The 17,108-nt window shown below is 36.8% G+C and carries 18 protein-coding genes; 13 read left to right on the forward strand and 5 right to left on the reverse strand.

Annotated features, from left to right (window positions below):
• Positions 1-44: 44 nt before the first annotated feature.
• The 5 genes from DCO56_RS11710 to DCO56_RS11730 all read left to right on the forward strand — a co-directional run bounded on the left by DCO56_RS11710 (position 45) and on the right by DCO56_RS11730 (position 5,436).
• On the forward strand, positions 45-1,694 hold the full coding sequence (locus DCO56_RS11710) for a RagB/SusD family nutrient uptake outer membrane protein (RefSeq protein ID WP_108633960.1): 1,650 nt from the start codon (positions 45-47) through the stop codon (positions 1,692-1,694).
• Positions 1,695-1,704: 10 nt separating this feature from the next.
• Complete coding sequence (locus DCO56_RS11715) at positions 1,705-2,715, forward strand: metallophosphoesterase (RefSeq protein ID WP_108633961.1); 1,011 nt, start codon at positions 1,705-1,707, stop codon at positions 2,713-2,715.
• Positions 2,716-2,956: 241 nt separating this feature from the next.
• Complete coding sequence (locus tag DCO56_RS11720) at positions 2,957-3,157, forward strand: hypothetical protein (protein ID WP_146191035.1); 201 nt, start codon at positions 2,957-2,959, stop codon at positions 3,155-3,157.
• Positions 3,158-3,766: 609 nt separating this feature from the next.
• On the forward strand, positions 3,767-4,504 hold the full coding sequence (locus DCO56_RS11725) for an SDR family oxidoreductase (RefSeq protein WP_108633963.1): 738 nt from the start codon (positions 3,767-3,769) through the stop codon (positions 4,502-4,504).
• Between the two features lie 17 nt (positions 4,505-4,521).
• Positions 4,522-5,436 carry a helix-turn-helix domain-containing protein gene (locus DCO56_RS11730; RefSeq protein ID WP_108633964.1) on the forward strand — a complete coding sequence of 305 codons (915 nt, stop codon included), beginning with the start codon at positions 4,522-4,524 and terminating at the stop codon, positions 5,434-5,436.
• Here DCO56_RS11730 and DCO56_RS11735 read toward each other — a convergent pair.
• Entirely contained in the window at positions 5,425-5,742 is a 318-nt protein-coding gene (locus DCO56_RS11735) for a VIT1/CCC1 transporter family protein (protein ID WP_245935828.1), read from the reverse strand. The two genes, DCO56_RS11730 and DCO56_RS11735, sit on opposite strands and share 12 nt — an antisense overlap.
• Positions 5,743-6,087: 345 nt before the next feature.
• On the opposite strand from DCO56_RS11735, the gene DCO56_RS11740 reads away from it, so the two are divergent.
• Positions 6,088-6,870: a hypothetical protein gene (locus tag DCO56_RS11740; RefSeq protein WP_108633965.1), complete on the forward strand. Its 783-nt coding sequence runs from the start codon at positions 6,088-6,090 to the stop codon at positions 6,868-6,870.
• A 254-nt stretch (positions 6,871-7,124) separates the two neighbouring features.
• On the opposite strand, the gene DCO56_RS11745 is transcribed toward DCO56_RS11740, so the two are convergent.
• Positions 7,125-8,099, reverse strand: a complete 975-nt coding sequence (locus tag DCO56_RS11745; protein ID WP_108633966.1) for a helix-turn-helix domain-containing protein — start codon at positions 8,097-8,099, stop codon at positions 7,125-7,127.
• Positions 8,100-8,279: 180 nt separating this feature from the next.
• Here DCO56_RS11745 and DCO56_RS11750 point away from each other — a divergent pair, with 180 nt between their 5' ends.
• Together DCO56_RS11750 and DCO56_RS11755 are read left to right on the forward strand one after the other, a co-directional pair.
• Entirely contained in the window at positions 8,280-8,708 is a 429-nt protein-coding gene (locus tag DCO56_RS11750) for a transposase (protein ID WP_219929374.1), read from the forward strand.
• Entirely contained in the window at positions 8,701-9,888 is a 1,188-nt protein-coding gene (locus DCO56_RS11755; protein ID WP_108633968.1) for an FAD-dependent oxidoreductase, read from the forward strand. Before DCO56_RS11750 ends, DCO56_RS11755 begins: the two co-directional genes overlap by 8 nt.
• A 29-nt stretch (positions 9,889-9,917) precedes the next feature.
• Here DCO56_RS11755 and DCO56_RS11760 read toward each other — a convergent pair whose 3' ends face one another.
• Positions 9,918-10,868 carry a hypothetical protein gene (locus DCO56_RS11760; protein WP_146191036.1) on the reverse strand — a complete coding sequence of 317 codons (951 nt, stop codon included), beginning with the start codon at positions 10,866-10,868 and terminating at the stop codon, positions 9,918-9,920.
• A 111-nt stretch (positions 10,869-10,979) separates the two neighbouring features.
• On the opposite strand from DCO56_RS11760, the gene DCO56_RS11765 reads away from it, so the two are divergent.
• The 4 genes from DCO56_RS11765 to DCO56_RS11780 all read left to right on the forward strand — a co-directional run bounded on the left by DCO56_RS11765 (position 10,980) and on the right by DCO56_RS11780 (position 14,652).
• On the forward strand, positions 10,980-11,474 hold the full coding sequence (locus DCO56_RS11765; RefSeq protein WP_108633970.1) for a hypothetical protein: 495 nt from the start codon (positions 10,980-10,982) through the stop codon (positions 11,472-11,474).
• A gap of 196 nt (positions 11,475-11,670) precedes the next feature.
• Positions 11,671-12,711, forward strand: coding sequence for a bifunctional transcriptional activator/DNA repair enzyme AdaA (locus tag DCO56_RS11770; RefSeq protein WP_108633971.1), 1,041 nt, complete (start codon positions 11,671-11,673; stop codon positions 12,709-12,711).
• A 41-nt stretch (positions 12,712-12,752) separates the two neighbouring features.
• A complete protein-coding gene (locus tag DCO56_RS11775) occupies positions 12,753-14,174 on the forward strand; it encodes an MFS transporter (RefSeq protein WP_108633972.1) in 1,422 nt (473 codons plus the stop codon).
• Positions 14,175-14,295: 121 nt separating this feature from the next.
• Positions 14,296-14,652, forward strand: coding sequence for a hypothetical protein (locus DCO56_RS11780; RefSeq protein WP_108633973.1), 357 nt, complete (start codon positions 14,296-14,298; stop codon positions 14,650-14,652).
• Positions 14,653-14,845: 193 nt separating this feature from the next.
• On the opposite strand, the gene DCO56_RS11785 is transcribed toward DCO56_RS11780, so the two are convergent.
• On the reverse strand, positions 14,846-15,385 hold the full coding sequence (locus DCO56_RS11785) for a cupin domain-containing protein (protein ID WP_108633974.1): 540 nt from the start codon (positions 15,383-15,385) through the stop codon (positions 14,846-14,848).
• Between the two features lie 313 nt (positions 15,386-15,698).
• Here DCO56_RS11785 and DCO56_RS11790 point away from each other — a divergent pair, with 313 nt between their 5' ends.
• Positions 15,699-16,016 carry a hypothetical protein gene (locus DCO56_RS11790; protein ID WP_146191038.1) on the forward strand — a complete coding sequence of 106 codons (318 nt, stop codon included), beginning with the start codon at positions 15,699-15,701 and terminating at the stop codon, positions 16,014-16,016.
• A 297-nt stretch (positions 16,017-16,313) separates the two neighbouring features.
• Here DCO56_RS11790 and DCO56_RS11795 read toward each other — a convergent pair whose 3' ends face one another.
• On the reverse strand, positions 16,314-17,108 hold the full coding sequence (locus DCO56_RS11795) for a DUF2711 family protein (protein ID WP_108633976.1): 795 nt from the start codon (positions 17,106-17,108) through the stop codon (positions 16,314-16,316).

The following is a 17,108-nucleotide window of genomic DNA, read 5'->3' on the forward strand; positions in this document are numbered from 1 at the left end:
TTATGAATCTAAAGAGATAAATACAAATGAGACATTATTTACATATGAAATCAAAACTTATTATCCGATTATTTGCGTTGTCGGCTCTAGCTATTTCGCAATTTTCTTGCACTGACTTGGACGTTGATATAAAATCACAACATACGGAGTTTCCAAACACTGAACGTGCTGCCGAAGCCATTTTGGCTGATGTATATGCTGCCTATCGCGAGGCTTTAGGTCGTGATCATTGGATGATACAGACTTTGTCGGCCGATGAGGCGGTCAGCGTAGCTATTGGCACCGACTATTACGATGGTGGACGTTACCGTGAATTCCATGTGCACAACTGGACTGCGGATAACGGAATGCTACCGAGCATCTGGAACGCTGCGTCTACAGGAATCACATTGGCCAATAACGCCATCACGCTATTTGGATCGGATAAAGAACAGTTTACAGCACCTGCGCGAGCCATCCGTGCCTACTATTATTTTATATTGATGGACAATTTTGGGGCAGTTCCATTGATCACAGGTCCGATCGACGCTGTACCTGCGCGAACGGACCGCGCCGATATCTGCCGTTTTATCGAGTCCGAATTATTGGCTGTAAAAGATTTGCTGCCAACAACAGTTTCGGTAGCAACTTACGGGAAAGCAACGAAGTATATGGCTGAGGCTTTATTGGCCAAACTGTATCTCAATTGGAATGTATATATGACTGCTGATGTCACCAATTACACATCATCCATGCCAAATGAGAAGTTAAATGCAGTGGTAGCAATGTGTGATTCGATCATTGCTTCCGGTCAATTTAATTTGACTAGCCATAAGTTTATGGAGAAATTTCGCCCAGATAATGGCTACCAAGTGAAGGATTTTATCTTCGCTGTGCCCTATGACCGCGAAAAACAGCAGGGCATGACCTATGCCAGGTTCTGGATTCACCGCAGTGGACAAAACCAGTTTGCATCATTACCTCAAAGTGTAGGTGGGACGTTTCGGGTATTGCCCACCTATTTGGACAAGTTTAGTTTAGAAGGTGACGAGCGAAATGCATCTTACATCGGTGGTAAACAATATTATTGGTCAAATTATGTTGAGGACAAAAAACGTCCTTTCATGATCAAGACCTCCAAACGTGGTATAGACCAAGATTATAAAGGTGCTGATGCTGATATGCAGTTTGACTGGCAGCTCGAAACCACCAGAGAAATTACCTTGCGTCCAGATGGTGCGGCCACGTTGAATGCAGGAAACGACCAGAAGGGGCGTTCGATGGGATACCGTTCCATCAAATTTTATATGGATGTTGCAGTAACGTCGGCCAATCAGCGGAATCAGAGCAATGATGTTCCAGTGTTCCGCTATGCGGATATTCTACTGATGAAAGCTGAAGCTATACTTCGTGGTGCTACCGCGACCAATGGTCAGACTGCACAATCCTTGGTTAATGAGATTCGTAGCTATGTCAATGCACCGGCACTGACGGTGGCTCCAAGTCTACAAGATGTATTGGATGAGCGTGCAAGGGAGTTTGCCGACGAATCCTGGCGTAGAAATGACTTGATCCGTTACGGCAAATTTGAAGATAACTGGGGATTCCGATCGCTTTATCCGGCAGGCATGAGCGAGAAGTTCCGTCGGATCTTTCCGGTGCCAACGACCGTTTTAAATGTAAACACCCACTGGCAACAAAATCCTGGCTATTAAAAATCTATCGATGAAACGCAGAACTTTTATGAAAAATTCCCTGGGCACGGCGATTGCAGCCGGCCTTGGCGGAATTTCGCTCGACAGCTTTGGAGCCGTAAAACCGACCCAGCTAGAGAGCGAAGATATACAACAGCTTTTGAGACCCAAAGATGCCTTTGATCTTCATTTTTTAGCTGTAGGAGACTGGGGACGCAACGGTGCCGACCATCAGTTGGCTGTAGCGGAGCAGATGGGCCGATGGGCCGATCAGCATCCCAATGACTTTATCATTTCTACCGGTGATAATTTTTACCCTTCCGGTGTGGTCAGTGAACATGATCCCCTGTGGCATTATTCATTTGAAAATATCTATACCGCATTTTCGTTGCAATGGGACTGGTATCCAATCCTAGGTAATCACGATTATAAATCAGATCCCGACGCGCAGGTGCGCTATAGCGGTATCAGTAGGCGCTGGAAGATGCCTTCGCGTTATTACAGCAAGACATTTACGCTCAAGGACGGGAAAAAGGTACTGATGGCTTTTATCGATACCAACCCGATGATCCCTGAATTTTACAGCAACAGCGAGTATGGACCACATGTGGTGGGGCAGCAGCCCGAGAAACAGCTGGCCTGGCTGGATCAGCTACTGGAAGATTCGGATGCACATTGGAAAATTGTCGTCGGCCATCATCCCCTGTATACGGCAGGACCGCGTACGGCGAATTATGATACCCTGGCAGTGCGAAAAGTCTTGGAGTCTCTCTTTGAAAAACGGCGCGTAGATATCTATCTTTCAGGGCATGAACATTCGTTGCAGCACTTAAAAGTTGAAGGTAAGATTTTTCATCAGTTTATTTCGGGGGCGGGACCCGAGGTAACACCGGTCAAAACTGACCTCCCGTACAGCCGTTTTGTGAAAGACCAGTATGGGTTCTTCTATTTTTCGATCAGTTCAGATGAAGTTAAATGTCAGATTATTGATCACCAAGGGCAGGAGTTATATCTATTTAACATTTTTAAATCTAGTTCTTAGGATCCTTCAATGTTATGATAAATAGGAAGAATTATAATTCGGTTCAATTTAGCTGAATTCTATAATCTATACATTGTAAGGATAACATAATTCAGTTTTAATGCATTTGGGTGAATGTAAAATCTTTTTTATTTTCAATCGTTAAATTTAAGACATAAAGTGCAGCCTAATCTACTGCGCTTTTGTTCTAACAATTGAAAATTCAGTCCTTACAGACTTGATTCAGAAAAACCCGAAAGCGATGTTGAATTTAGAGCCTGCTATGGAGGAACTTAAAAATCAAGCTTGCATTCTTTTCAGAAAAGACAAATCATTTGAATTGCGTTGGACAGGAGCTTTTGGATATTACGATCTTTCACTTTCATCACAGGATGCAAAGCTCGTAGCTGTAAACGAACTTATCCAACGTTTGAATCCGGAACAGGCTATACTGGCGTTTTAAGAAATGGTGCTGAACCGTCGTAACCAAGCAATGAATGAATTTGAAGTATTGGATAGCCTCCGTAAATCTGGTCTGGCAGATACAGCAAATTATCTCCATGCATTACTTTAAAAATCCCACGAAATAAAATAATACCCTATCGAAGCTTTTTAACTCGTCAAGAGTGCATGATTCGGCATGAAATAGAAAATTGATATAATGAGCGCAGAAGAAATAACATAAAATCTTTGGAATCTCTGTAATGGCCTTTACACTGTCTAAGGTAAACATTATACTCGATGATCTATTCATGATTAGTATATTTCCGAGGACTGATAAAAATGTTGAAAAATTAAATGAAATACGCATTCGCTTTATTGGTCTGCCGAAGTAAGGATTGGGAATTATATCTTTTGGGATTTCTCCCTTTTCACTGATGTAGCCAAAAAAAAATCTCAATCTTTTTTTTAAGCTAAAATTCTAGACCTTCATTTCAGTAGTTTGAAAATCCGACTACAACATTTACCAATTGAACTACTTTTTACAGAGCAGCAATAGGAAATTTTGTACTTGAGAATTAATTCAGTTAGATTTCTAGAAAAACAACTAGATAAATAAAAATGAACAGCAATGCAAAGTATTAAAGGAAAAGTAATTGCCATTACAGGAGCCAGTAGCGGAATAGGTAAAGCCATTGCGCTGGAGTTAGCAAAAAAAGGTGCAAAGGTTGTTTTGGGTGCAAGACGAACAAAACAATTGCAACAACTGGTAGAAGAAATCAAAAATACAGGTGGTGAAGCCATTTTTGCACAAATTGACGTAAAGTATAAAGCTGATTTGGTTCGGTTGATCAATACAGCAGTTGATAAATTCGGAACAGTAGATGTCATCATAAACAACGCCGGTGTCAGTCAATTAAGCCGTATTGACGAGTTAGATACAGATGGCTGGGAAGAAATGATAGACATTAATCTGAAGGGTGTCTTGTACGGAATGGCAGCTGCAATTCCCATTTTCAAACAACAAAGATCGGGACATATCATTAATATTATATCAACATCAGGAATAAAGATTGTTCCAATGCAGGGGGTTTATGCAGGTACAAAAAATGCGGTAAGAACTATCGCAGAGGCATTTAGGCAAGAATCAGATGGAACGATAAGGATTACTGGCATTTCGCCAGGTGTTGTAAAAACTGACTTTGCTGACAGTATAAAGAATCAGGAAATGAAAACGATTATCACACGGAATATGGAAAATTTGGCCATTAGCCCCAATGCCATTGCCAAAGCGGTTAGCTATGCTATTGGTCAACCCCAAAGTGTGGAAGTTGGTGATATTGTGATTCGTCCGTCGAAACAAAATTGATTAAATTCGTAAACGAAATGCAGCAACAGCCTAACATCTATCAAATTAAAAGTATATCGCAATTGATGCGGTTATTGGAACTTCCTGCGCCCTTACATCCGTTGATCGCATTGGTAGATTACTGTAAGATGCCGATGGAATCTTTTCTCAAAGGGCAAAAACTGAGTCTTGATTTTTACAAAATTTCGTTTAAACCTACATTTACAGGAAACATCAAATACGGGCAGGGCTACTACGATTTTGAAGAAGGCGGATTGGCATTTTTGAAACCGAAACAAATCGTTTTCTCACCAGAAGAAACTGAAAGCTATGAAGGGTTCGCTTTGTATTTTCATCCGGACTTTATCCGAAATTACTCACTAGGGAAAAGAATTCATCAATATGGATTTTTCTCTTACAATGTTTCTGAGGCCCTGTTTTTATCGGCAAAGGAAAAAGCTATTGTAGCCAATTTATTTTCTACAATAGCACATGAATTATCAAATAACATTGACGGTTTCAGTCAGGATGTTTTAGTATCACAATTAGAGTTACTTTTGAATTACAGCAACCGTTTCTACAACCGGCAGTTTATTACAAGAAGGACTGTCAATCATGAGATCATAACGGCGTTGGATAAACTTTTAAATGATTATTTTGAAGATGGGAGAAGTTTAAAGGAGGGTTTACCGTCTGTGAAATATATCAGTTCGGAACTAAAGCTTTCACAACGGTACCTCAGCGATATGTTACGCTCATTTACAGGGTTAAGTACACAACAATATGTTCAGAATGTAGTCGTGGAAAAAGCAAAAGAAAAATTATCAACAACAAATCTGTCCGTTTCAGAAATTGCCTATGAATTAGGTTTTGAGCATTCACAGTCCTTCAATAAACTTTTCAAAGCAAAAACAGATTTTTCTCCGTTGGAATTTCGACAATTATTTAATTAAATGGGGACACTGTATCATAAAATGTATTTCCTGTAATTCCTTTTTTTTACGCTCGATATCGGCCATTTCGGTATCTGTCTGTGAGCTTAGCGATACATATTCACCAGCCGCCATGGATAAGGCTCCAGCAATCAGGCCAGCTACTGTAGCCAATACGATAGGTTCCCTTGAGATGCTGGCCGTGGCGACCCCGATAGCTAAACTGGAAATTGAGATAACACCATCGTTCGCACCAAACACAGCGGCTCTGAGCCAATTACCAGGGTGGATGTAATGATTATCAAGATAGTTATCGATCGTTATCAAAATTCTTATTTTATTAAATTGACTTAAAAAAAGTGATGTATATGGCACTGCAGCAAATTACAAGAATGTACTTCAATCTATTTGTATCAACTTTTGATTTTCTTTAGCTGTTGATTAGCTTATATTAAAAATACGAAATAAATTCTGCCCAGCTATCCTTTTTATGCCATGTAAATGAAATTGTATTATCGATATTGACCTCTCCCCAAAAAAAACTGGGCTATTTAAAAGTAGAGAATTCGGTGAGGAATTACTAATTTTAAAAGTGAGGAAAAGCGATGAAAAAATCAAAGTTTACCGAAGTTCATAGACATGAGGGTGCTTTAATTTATAAACATTAAAATAATGATACAACAAACATTTGCATACAAAGCAAAGGAGATTTTAGAATCAGACGACAATGTGATTGGTTTGGCAATTGCAGGCTCCTGGCTTACCAATGAAATAGATGAATTCTCAGATCTTGATTTAATTTTGGTGACGAGACAAAGAATTTCTAGCGACAGAAATCTTATGTTGGACTATGCTAAAAAGTTGGGGAATTTTGTATCTGGATTTACAGGAGAGCACGTCGGAGAATCAAAATTATTGATTTGTCTTTATGACGCGCCTCTTTTACACGTAGATATTAAATTTCTAACAATTGACGAATTTCACGTCCGTATTGAAAATCCAACTTTGCTAATCGATAAAGATAAACAACTTGAAAAAATAATTTCTCAGACAGTTGCAAAGTTTCCCTATCCAGATTATCAATGGATTGAAGATCGCTTTTGGACTTGGGTCCATTACGCTTTGTTAAAAATAGGGCGGGGAGAATATTTTGAAGCATACGACTTTATGGCATTTTTACGGACAGTTGTTTTTGGCCCATTATTGCATATTAAAAATGGCAATTTACCCCGGGGTGTTAGGAAAGTCGAAACAGATTTATGCCCCGCAGATCTCGAAAAACTAAAACTCACTATTCCAACGTATCATAGGCAATCGTTATTAGAAAGTTTGAGAAATGGGGTGGTGTTATACAGACAATTAAGGAGAGATCTTTTTGACAGTAACGTGATCTTACATAGCGACACAGACAAGAAAGTAATGAACTATTTTGAAAAAATCGAAGGCAGAAGATAAATTAGGACTTGGATGGCGTTTAGACTTAACGCTTTTTACGCTCGGTCATGTCTAGTGCATTACTTCACACTACCAATCCTATCGAAGGAAGGTAGATTTCCAAATATAATGTGTGTAAGAACTAATATGCAATAAAAAATCTAATTTAAATATTAGATGCGGCAGCTTTTCCAAGAGTTTTTTAAGGTTTGAAGCAGAATACATCCTGCGGAAAGGGTATCTATTGAGCGAAAAGCTCCTCAATAATCCCTACGTTAACGTCTGACTTTACTTGGCGCAATGCCAAACTTTTTCCTGAAAGCATTACTGAAGTGCTGTAAGGAACAGTATCCCAATTCAAACGCTATTTCAGTTGCTTGCTTATTGCCCTCCAACAGATCATTTTTTGCCCGATCTAAACGTAAGTCAGATAAATAGGAAAAAGCAGTTTGATTAAATATTTCCTTAAACCCTCGTTTTAGTTTATATTCATTGACACCAACTATTTTTGCCAACTCTATTAGTGTTGGTGGAGAGTCTATATTTTTAACCAGATAATCACGGGCGTATACAATTCGCTCTTTATCATAATCATGTTTTATGTATCTTGATTTTGAAGATTGCAGGTTATTTAAAGACTCTGCCTGCAAAACAAGTAACTCAATAGTTTTCGAAAGAAGAAACAGTCTCTTTAATCCACCGGAATAATCACAACTCAAAATCGAATGGATACAGGTTTGAATTGGCAGGTCAATATTTAGACTAGAACTTGAAAAAGCAACCGGAGTTCCCGAAATTATTTTATCAGCAAACAGCTTTAGGGATTCGTTTCCATCTTTTGAAATTGTTAAAAAAGAATCTTTTTGAAATTGTACCATAAATGACTTCATCTGCAAACCATCAAATTTCATTTTACCATTAGCCTTGGTACCATAGAATAAATTGTGCTGATTACCATTTAATTCAAAGGTATTGCTCATTCCGTCCTGTATTATTGAAGTTCTTCCTTGCAAATTAAAGTGCATGGTTACCAGCTCTGAATCTCCTTTCCAATCCAATTCGGTCGGTTCATCAAGATCAGTTTCGGAATATAAAATCTTAATACCGTCAAACAGCCATTGTTTAGCATTTAGTTGTCCAAAAGGAATATTCGTTTTAAAGGTATTTTCTTTAAAACCATGATCACCAAGGTCATTTTCATCAAAGGCTACTTTAAAAGCCTTTTTTTCATTTTTCAATTCAAATCCCATTGCACCCTAATTTACCAGTTTAACTCCTTTTTTTGCAAGCGTATTTTTTGATAGCACGGTACTTTTGCCAAGTGCTGTAATGTAAGAAATAAATTTAAGAAGTTTAGACAAATGAGAAACACATACCAATACCCAAAAGCTACCCGATGGCTATTTTATTCAATCTGTGCTTACTTTATTATGAATGGAGCCCAGTTGTGGGAAACTGCTATAATGGTTCCTGCATGGACAGCAGCCCCACCTTCTTCATTTATTTTTTTTCAAAATCCTTACGGATTGGATTTTAAAATGTTTTGGATAATAATCCATGGAATTCATGAAACGGTACTTATTACAGCGTTGATTTTTAACTGGAGGATAAAGAATCGTAGAAAATTAATGTTACTGCTTCTTGTTGCCCATATTGTAGTTCGGATATGGACATTAACTTATTTCGCGCCTCTTATCACGGAATTCCAGCAATTACCATATAGTGATACCCTTGATATAAACTTACAGGAAAAAGCAGCTCAATGGCGCAATTTAAATTATGCGCGCGTGGCCATTTTTTTTGCATTGAACTTTCTACTGATATTTGGATTAAAAATAAGAGAGGAAAACAATGGATAAAAAAGTACTCGTTATTGGTGCTGGGGTAGCCGGGCCCATACTAGCTTTACAACTAAAGAAAATAGGTTTTGATGTTGAAATATTTGAATCGAGATCAGAAGATAATGCCAACGAGGGAGCCTTTTTGGGCCTTACACCCAATGGTTTGAATGTATTGAAAGAATTTATTGATTTAAAACTGCTTAAGGAAGATTATACCCCAGGATCAATGAAGTTTTTCAATTCTAAAGGAAAGCAAATAGCAAAACTCGATACGGCCTATCAGAAACAACAATACGGTGTAGAAACAATTCAGATCAAAAGAGCAAACCTCAATAAATACGTTCGGTTAGCTGCTAAGGCAGCCGGGATAAAAATATGGTACGACAAAAAAATTGTCAGATATCATGAGGCTAATGAACAGGTAACTGCATATTTTGCTGATGGAACAATGGTTACTGGATATATTATGTTGGCCTGTGACGGAATGTTTTCCGAGGTTAGAAATCAATTATTTTCGAATGCTTCTGTCATTAGGTATACGAAAGTCATTTCTACCGGTGGTTATGCAAATCTTCCCGAACTTTCCGAACCCTTGGATTGCATACGAATGAACTTTGGTGAAAAGGGATTTTTTGCTTATTCAGTTTCCGACAAAGGTGAAGTTTGGTGGTTTAATAACTATTTTAGGGAACAGGAACCGAAGCCAAAAGAAGTAGAAAAAACATTAAATACCGAAATTCAGGACTATTTGGCAAACATTCATCAGTATGACGATCCGTTATTTTCCAAAATAATCAAAAATAGCCATCAAATTATTGCATATCCTATTTATGATGTACCTAAGCTTTTGCAATGGTATAAAGGTAGGGTTTGTCTTATTGGAGACGCGGCACATGGTATCTCTCCACATATTGGGCAGGGAGCATCATTGGCATTGGAAGACACGGTTGTAATTGCTGAATTATTAAAATTAAACAAAGACTATGCACAAGCCTTTCAGCTTTTTCAGGCCGAACGTCAGTCCAGAGTAGAGAGAGTAATAAGAAGTGCAAGGAAAGTAGGAAGTACCAAAACAAAAACCAATCTAATAACAGCTTGGTTTCGTGATCATTTAATTTGTTTTTTTATAAAAAAACAAATTAAACAGCTTGACTGGATATATGGTTGGACCTTTTCACCTAAGAATAGGAGTTTTTGAGTTTTTCATCAGTCTCCTCCCTTTTAAAATTAAAATTCTTTTTTGTATTTTGTTATTGCATAACCGTCAAATCTTATTAGTTCTAATTCTTCTTTTCCTTTTGGCACATTGTAATAAAAATTATAAAATTGAATAACCTTACCTCTAGGTGAATTCTTGGTTGTAAATTTCGAAGTTATCGCAGATTGCTTGATAATTTCCAAATTCTTTTTCACAAGAGTTGCCATTTTCCCGTTTCCATAAATTTTGACTTCACAACTATCTTTTGGTAACAATGAGAAAGTATTTGATAAAAGCGCTTTTCTTTCGTCCAACATCCATTCTTTTTTCATTCCTCGTAATTGTGCTACTTCAAATTCAGCATTTTGGATAATTTTCAAAACATTTTTACTGTTTTTAGCGTTTAAATCCTCCGTAAGTTTAGCAAGAGCATTATAAAGTTTATCAAATAATTCTGGTGAATTATTCAATTGAACCGAATTATTTAAGGAAGATAGTTCGACAGGAATTTTAGCATTAAAATTTATTATTTTCAGAAAGTAGCCATTCTGAATGTTTTCTTGCGTAATATCTTCATCAGATAACTCAAAATTTACTAAAATATTTTCTTCAGGAAAATCGGTCTCGTTCGAAATAATAGATATTCCTTTAGCTGACCGGATCAAGAGTATTTTTAAAATTGGTTTCCCTTGCTTTTTGTAATTTGCCAAGTCGATTAGAATTTTTAATTCTTGTTCTCCACTTTTGTTAATCCCAATGTCAATGAAATTTGGAATTGTATTTCCAAAGAATTCAAGACCTCTAAAAACCGGATAATCATTTATTGATATTTCTGTTGGATAATAAAAAGTTGGTTGAATACCATAGTTACTCTTATCCGTATTGTATTTTAGTTTATCCAAAAGTTCTGTCTTATTTTCCTGGCCTTTGCAAGAAATAAAAGTCAATAAAACTAACATAAATAAATAATATTTTTTCACAAGTCAATTTTTTAGATAACGTTTTGAGTATTGCCGAAGGTGGGGATTCCGAAACCGAACCTCTCAACTAAAATACAAATTTCTATTGGAGTACAAAATGTAGATCATAAAATGCAGAGAACAGAAATCTTAACTCAAAATCAGGTTATCGGATTAATAGAATTTATTCTTTCAGATTCTAAAAATGAACTTTATGAATCTTATTCCGATATGGAAAAAGAAATTATTAGATTTGGTAACTCAACAGAATTTTATGATTATCTTTTAAAAGGAATTTTAAATAATGTAAGAAATTTCACATTTGGAATTTATAATCCAGCATCAAAAGGTAAATTTTATATTTCAAAAATAGAATTAAATCCTAAATATTGTAAGGGAAATACTTGTCGCTATAGAATTGATGGCTGGGCTGTAATCTTCATAGATTTGAAATTAGTAACAAACTCAAATGATGTTGAATGCCGTGTATCTGTAAATTCTAAAAAAAGAGCTGAAAATTGGTTACATACAAATCCTGAATTATGGGATTGGAAGAATGTTGAAAGCATTACTCGAAAAATAATAAATAAATTAAAAAACTACACACAATCATCATCTGTCTCGTGATGACTTCAACAAACGCTTAATGTACGGACCAAAAGTATCTTAGACCACGAAGTCCAATTTGCAAATAAGCTTATTCCAACGTCGCGACAATCTCTAAACCAAACAGTTCTAGGCGGAAAAAATACTTGTTAATTTTTCGGTTGTAGATCGATTATAACACCGGTAAATTTGTTCTATAATCATAGGTAATTGTATTATGGAATTAAGTTTTGAGCAAATGTATCAGGCAATACTAGACAGAGATATCAAGTATGAAGGTGTGTTTTTTACTGCCGTGAGGACAACAGGTATTTTTTGTCGGCCTTCTTGTACCGCAAGGAAACCGAAACCTGACAATATCGAGTTCTTTAGATCGACTAGGGAATGTATCCTTCGCGGCTACCGCGCATGTAAGGTATGTCATCCACTTGAAATGTTGAGCGAGACGCCTTCCTATATCAAAAAGATTATCTCCGAGTTATCCGCGGATCCAAGCTTAAAATTTAAGGACTACGATTTACGTCAGCGTGGTGTCGAGCCCCATCAGTTAAGACGATGGTTTTTGAAAAATCACGGCATCACATTTCACGCCTATCAGCGAATGTTCCGGATAAATTCAGCATTTAAAAAGATCCAAAACGGTGAATCTGTAACAGACGTCGCTTTTAATTCAGGATACGAATCACTTAGCGGTTTTGGGGATTCTTTCAGGCATATTTTTGGAGTTTCTCCTAAAAATAGCAAGAAACAAAACATAATTGATCTAAAAAGAATAGAAACTCCCTTGGGTACGATGTATACCTGTGCTGTAGCCGAGGGAGTATGTTTACTTGAGTTTACAGATCGAAAAATGTTGGAAACAGAGCTTAAACATTTAGCGAAAACGTTGAACGCAACGATTGTCCAGGGGGACAATCCCCATTTTACTTTGTTGGAAAGGGAACTTAAAGAGTACTTTGAAGGAAATCGTAAAGAATTCACAGTACCGCTATATAGCCCTGGAACAGACTTCCAAAACAGGGTATGGGAAGCGCTTAAAAACATTCCCTATGGCGAAACCAAAACCTACAAACAACAGGCAATTGCCATAGGCAGCGCAGATTCGGTACGAGCGGTCGCAAACGCGAACGGATTGAATAAAATTTCGATCTTAATACCCTGCCATCGTGTTGTTGGAACAGACGGAAGCCTGACTGGATATGGAGGCGGTATCTGGCGTAAAAAATGGCTTTTGGAATTGGAGAGCAAAAAATCCTAGGTACTCCCTTTATCGATCTACAATACTAATCCTTTAATCTTATGAAAACTGTTAACAAATGGTTTGCACTATGCGTAGTGCTTACTGCACCCTTGCTATACGTAATTGATATCTTTATTATCAATATCGCAATTCCGACCATCAAGACAAGTCTAAACGCTTCTGATGGTGAAATACAATTAGTTATAGCCTCATATTTGTTAGGAAGTGCCTGCTTTTTGATAACGGGAGGACGAGCCGGCGACTTTCTAGGTAAAAAGAGGGTTTTCTTATGGGGAATGCTGGCGTTTACAATCACATCTTGCATTTGCGGATTATGCCAAAATGCGACACAATTAAATATTTCACGTTTTTTTCAAGGCGTTAGTTCCGCATTTATGGTAACTCAGTCTATTTCATTAATTCAAGTTCTGTTCACAGATAGTAAGGAAAGAGCAGTTGCAATTGGGTGGTATGGTATAACATTAAGCATAGCTGCCATTATTGGACAAGTTTTAGGGGGATATTTAGCAGAGACAAATTTCGTAATCGAAGGCTGGCGATTAATATTTTTCATTAATTTCCCTGTTGGCATATTGTCTTTATTAGCAATACAATTTTATCTGACCGAGACACCACTATTGAAAAAAGTGAAGTTTGATTACAAAGGAGCTTTGTATCTGACAATCGGATTGGCTTGTATCATCTATGCTTTGACTGAAGGCAGAGAGAATGGATTTCCTTGGTGGTTCTATACGTTAATTCTATTGTCCATCATATTTCTGGCTAGCTTTATTGTCATTCAACAAAGAAAACTTGCACGCAAACAAGATCCTTTGATTGATATCTCATTATTCAAATTAAAAGATTTTAAGGTAGGATTATATGCCGTACTGTTTCATTTTATGCTTCATACTGCTTATTTATTGATTGTTGCTGTTTATTTACAAAGTGGATTGGGTATATCAGCTTTAGCCTGCGGTATGTATTTTGTTCCCCATGCTCTTCTATTTATGATTTCATCAGTCTTTGCGGGAAAACTCCTACCTCGATATGGTAAACGTGTTCTTCAGTTAGGACTGTCTATCATCTTAGTATCATTTATTTTACAAATAATATTCTTTTCGCACGGGGACCTTCCATTCATTTCTATGCTCTTGATAGGATTGTATGGATTAGGCAACGGTTTAGTTCTTCCATTTCTATTGAATGTTGTTTTGGATAATATTGAGGAAAAAGATGCAGGTGCTGCTTCTGGAATATTTTCTACATTTCAGCAGACAGCTTCCGCATTAGGAATAAGTATCATCGGTGGAATTTTTTACTCGATTCTGGAACATGAATACTTCAGGAATGATTATCTTTTTGCTCTGAAAGTAGGGTTGTCGGTAGGCATTTTTTTTCTGATCATTGTGTGGTGGATGTTATCAAAATTACCTTATTCTTTTAAATCTGAAAAAGCATCCTTACATAAATTAGAATAAAACCATCGAAGTAGCTCAAAGCAAGTCTAGGGATACCCATAGTTATGAGGCTTCACTTATTACCTCTTTTATAAGTTATCATTTACTCGAACATGGTATCAGCTATTCATTTGAGACAGTAATGAATCATCCATCCAAACTGGAGGAAATTGATGAAGCAAGTGAAAGAAAATTTAAGTCGTATCTTTATTTTGTTTGTTTGGATGATCCATTGATTATTATCTCCCGGGTTGAAATTAGAAAGGAAAAAGGCGGTCATGGTGTGCCAAAGGACAAAATCGTCGACAGATACTATCGTACACTTACTAATTTATTATCTGCAATTAAAGCTTGCGAAAAAGCTTACTTATTTGATAACTCTGGTGAAACAATGGTTTTGATAGCGGAAGTATTGCACGGCGGAATCACCATTTTATTGCCGGAAAACAAGTTTCCAAATTGGTTTATCAAATACGTTGTCAATAAAATTAATGAATAGGTTTTCCGCTATTTGGCTTACTAAGGACAATGTTATCTTTTGAACTCTACGTGGTGGCAGAAATTATCTGTTAGTACCACATAAACGCAAAAGCCATAAAACAGCCCTTATAAATCTCTTGCATTTTATCCATAATCAAACGGCCAACTCCTTTGCCTTGATAGGAGGGTTTCCAATTTATAAGTTTTGATCTTTACCATCCATTAGGAATTATATCTTTTGGGATTTCTCCCTTTTCACTGATGTAGCCAAAAAAGTCCTCAATCTTTTTGGGGGCAGGCTGAAATATGGTTATCAAAGTACCAGGATTATTTTCAATGGGATTGGTAACGGTATGTAAAGTACCTCTTGGAATAAAAGCAGTATCACCCAACTTTAATGAAAAGTCCTCCCCATCTATATGTACTATAAATTCGCCTGACACAATGTAAATTATTTCATCTTCGTATGTGTGGATATGTGGTGGTGGACCACCTTTACGCTCAAATACTTTTGGCGTGGAAGTTTGGATGAACAATGCCTCGTTAGTATCTGCCGAAGATAGCTTACAACGCAGAAAGGCATTTTCAGGCTTCGTCTGTATACCGTGATAACGACTCTCATCATCCCGAACTACAAAACCTTTTTTATTTGATTTGCCGATATTTTTTTTGCTTCGAGGCTTCAAAACCTGAGCTGAGGAAAGTAAAGGAATTCCCAGCAATATTGTCGAGATAAATTTTTGTCTTTTCATAATGTGATAGATTTATATGGTTCATTTGTGGATTATTTTTTATTAAATAAAGTAAAGTAAAATAAATGAGCTATCAAAAAAATATACAGATGTGATACATATACATCTGTTTGAAAATGAGCATTGCGGAGTAGGGAAGGATTTACGCGAATACCATTTATTGGATATCCCTTCATTCAGCATGAATTTCGACGATTATGAATAACTTAGGTATTTGATTGTCACCTAATATTCCATTCATTTTTTATAATTTGGCGTCCTACTACAGAATTGTAAACTAGATATGGATTTTGAGATTTTATATGATAGAGCTATGAGTTTTTGGTCAGGCGAGATATCTATCGAAACTGGTCAATTCATCGAGAATGGCATGCTTTTCAAGAATTTATCATTTGTATGGGGTAATGTCGAACAGAAGACCAATGATCTAGATGAATGGATGTCACTCATGACTTGGGTATTGTTTGCCGAATTCCATAGCCAGGCAATTTTAAACAACAAGAATGGCACAGGGTATGTTGATAAATATGATATTAATAAGGATAATGTTAAGAAAAGATTGTTGGAAAATTTGAAAGCTCCGGATTACCTAGATATGTATGAAGAGTTCATTCGCGACAACAAAGTCTGATATAACTTGGCCTGACAGGCACACTGAAATGCAAATCAAATCTTTTTTAACGAATTTTAAACCAGACCCGACGTATTGTAAACTGTTTGCTTTGCAATGCCCAATATTTTTATATTTGAACAATTGGAATAAAGTTCGCCAACATATCTTAAAATGGTATATGCGAAAGTTTGTTTCGCATATAAATTAGGTTGGCAAAAGTCTAATTTCTTCATTCTGTCTTGTTCGCTGTATAAAATGCCAATTAAAAAATCTTTTTAATTAAATTAAACCCTGTTTCAGGCTATAATTGTTATTTTATATCTCAACGGTATATTCCCAATAATGTTCTGTCTTGTCATTACAGAGAAAACCCTCAAACAAATCACTAGCGATAAGCTGATCCATTCTCTTGTGATCCGTTGCGATGAGAAAGAAGAAGCTATCCCACTCAATGGTAAACAGAATTTCTTTATCAGCCGAGTATAGGTAATAATCTTTGCCGCCGATCTCATCACAGAATTCATATTCAGTTAATTGATCAAGATCCACAGTTGTGGTATTTTCATAAAACTCGTCCGTTAATATGATCAGATTCTTTTCCAAGAGTTTGAAAGCTTTATGGATAGCCATCTTTGAAAGCATACCAAACGCACCTTCAGTCGGGTGGTAGATACTTTCGCTGTCTGTATAATTATTAAGCTTTTCCATGAGGTCCGGTCTCGTAAAATTTCGGTTTAGCCCACCTATAGAAGTCCTTAGGGCTGTATTGAGTTCCGCATAACCTGCAAGACCAGAACCTTTCACGATATTTTCCCAAAGTATTACTTTAGCCTCCCTAAAAATATCTTCATCGGAGGGATATCGTTCATTGTCGTAATTATAGATCTCCCTATTCGCTTCGGGAAGTTTTTTTAAAAAATCAATTTTCTTCAACGCCTCTTCATGCGATAGTAGCTTAGCCTTTTTTAGATTACTTTTATCAGTTTCCTTTCTGTCAAGTTGAAAGAAGGGGAGCAATGCAATGAAAACGCTGTCATAATGATCTTCGAAATGCTCTTTTATTGCACCTTCATAAGGGTATAACTTTTCCTCGTCAAATATGTTGCACAT

Source organism: Sphingobacterium athyrii, from assembly GCF_003071065.1.
Taxonomy (GTDB): Bacteria; Bacteroidota; Bacteroidia; order Sphingobacteriales; family Sphingobacteriaceae; genus Sphingobacterium; species Sphingobacterium athyrii.

Coding starts and splice junctions, on each gene's coding strand:
- DCO56_RS11730 (WP_108633964.1), top strand. CDS start 4,522: ATGCAGCAACAGCCTAACATCTATCAAATTAAAAGTATATCGCAATTG.
- DCO56_RS11765 (WP_108633970.1), top strand. CDS start 10,980: ATGCAGAGAACAGAAATCTTAACTCAAAATCAGGTTATCGGATTAATA.
- DCO56_RS11725 (WP_108633963.1), top strand. CDS start 3,767: ATGCAAAGTATTAAAGGAAAAGTAATTGCCATTACAGGAGCCAGTAGC.
- DCO56_RS11740 (WP_108633965.1), top strand. CDS start 6,088: ATGATACAACAAACATTTGCATACAAAGCAAAGGAGATTTTAGAATCA.
- DCO56_RS11775 (WP_108633972.1), top strand. CDS start 12,753: ATGAAAACTGTTAACAAATGGTTTGCACTATGCGTAGTGCTTACTGCA.
- DCO56_RS11780 (WP_108633973.1), top strand. CDS start 14,296: ATGAATCATCCATCCAAACTGGAGGAAATTGATGAAGCAAGTGAAAGA.
- DCO56_RS11720 (WP_146191035.1), top strand. CDS start 2,957: ATGTTGAATTTAGAGCCTGCTATGGAGGAACTTAAAAATCAAGCTTGC.
- DCO56_RS11785 (WP_108633974.1), bottom strand. CDS start 15,385: ATGAAAAGACAAAAATTTATCTCGACAATATTGCTGGGAATTCCTTTA.
- DCO56_RS11745 (WP_108633966.1), bottom strand. CDS start 8,099: ATGGGATTTGAATTGAAAAATGAAAAAAAGGCTTTTAAAGTAGCCTTT.
- DCO56_RS11715 (WP_108633961.1), top strand. CDS start 1,705: ATGAAACGCAGAACTTTTATGAAAAATTCCCTGGGCACGGCGATTGCA.
- DCO56_RS11790 (WP_146191038.1), top strand. CDS start 15,699: ATGAGTTTTTGGTCAGGCGAGATATCTATCGAAACTGGTCAATTCATC.
- DCO56_RS11770 (WP_108633971.1), top strand. CDS start 11,671: ATGGAATTAAGTTTTGAGCAAATGTATCAGGCAATACTAGACAGAGAT.
- DCO56_RS11710 (WP_108633960.1), top strand. CDS start 45: ATGAAATCAAAACTTATTATCCGATTATTTGCGTTGTCGGCTCTAGCT.
- DCO56_RS11795 (WP_108633976.1), bottom strand. CDS start 17,108: ATGTGCAACATATTTGACGAGGAAAAGTTATACCCTTATGAAGGTGCA.
- DCO56_RS11750 (WP_219929374.1), top strand. CDS start 8,280: ATGAATGGAGCCCAGTTGTGGGAAACTGCTATAATGGTTCCTGCATGG.
- DCO56_RS11755 (WP_108633968.1), top strand. CDS start 8,701: ATGGATAAAAAAGTACTCGTTATTGGTGCTGGGGTAGCCGGGCCCATA.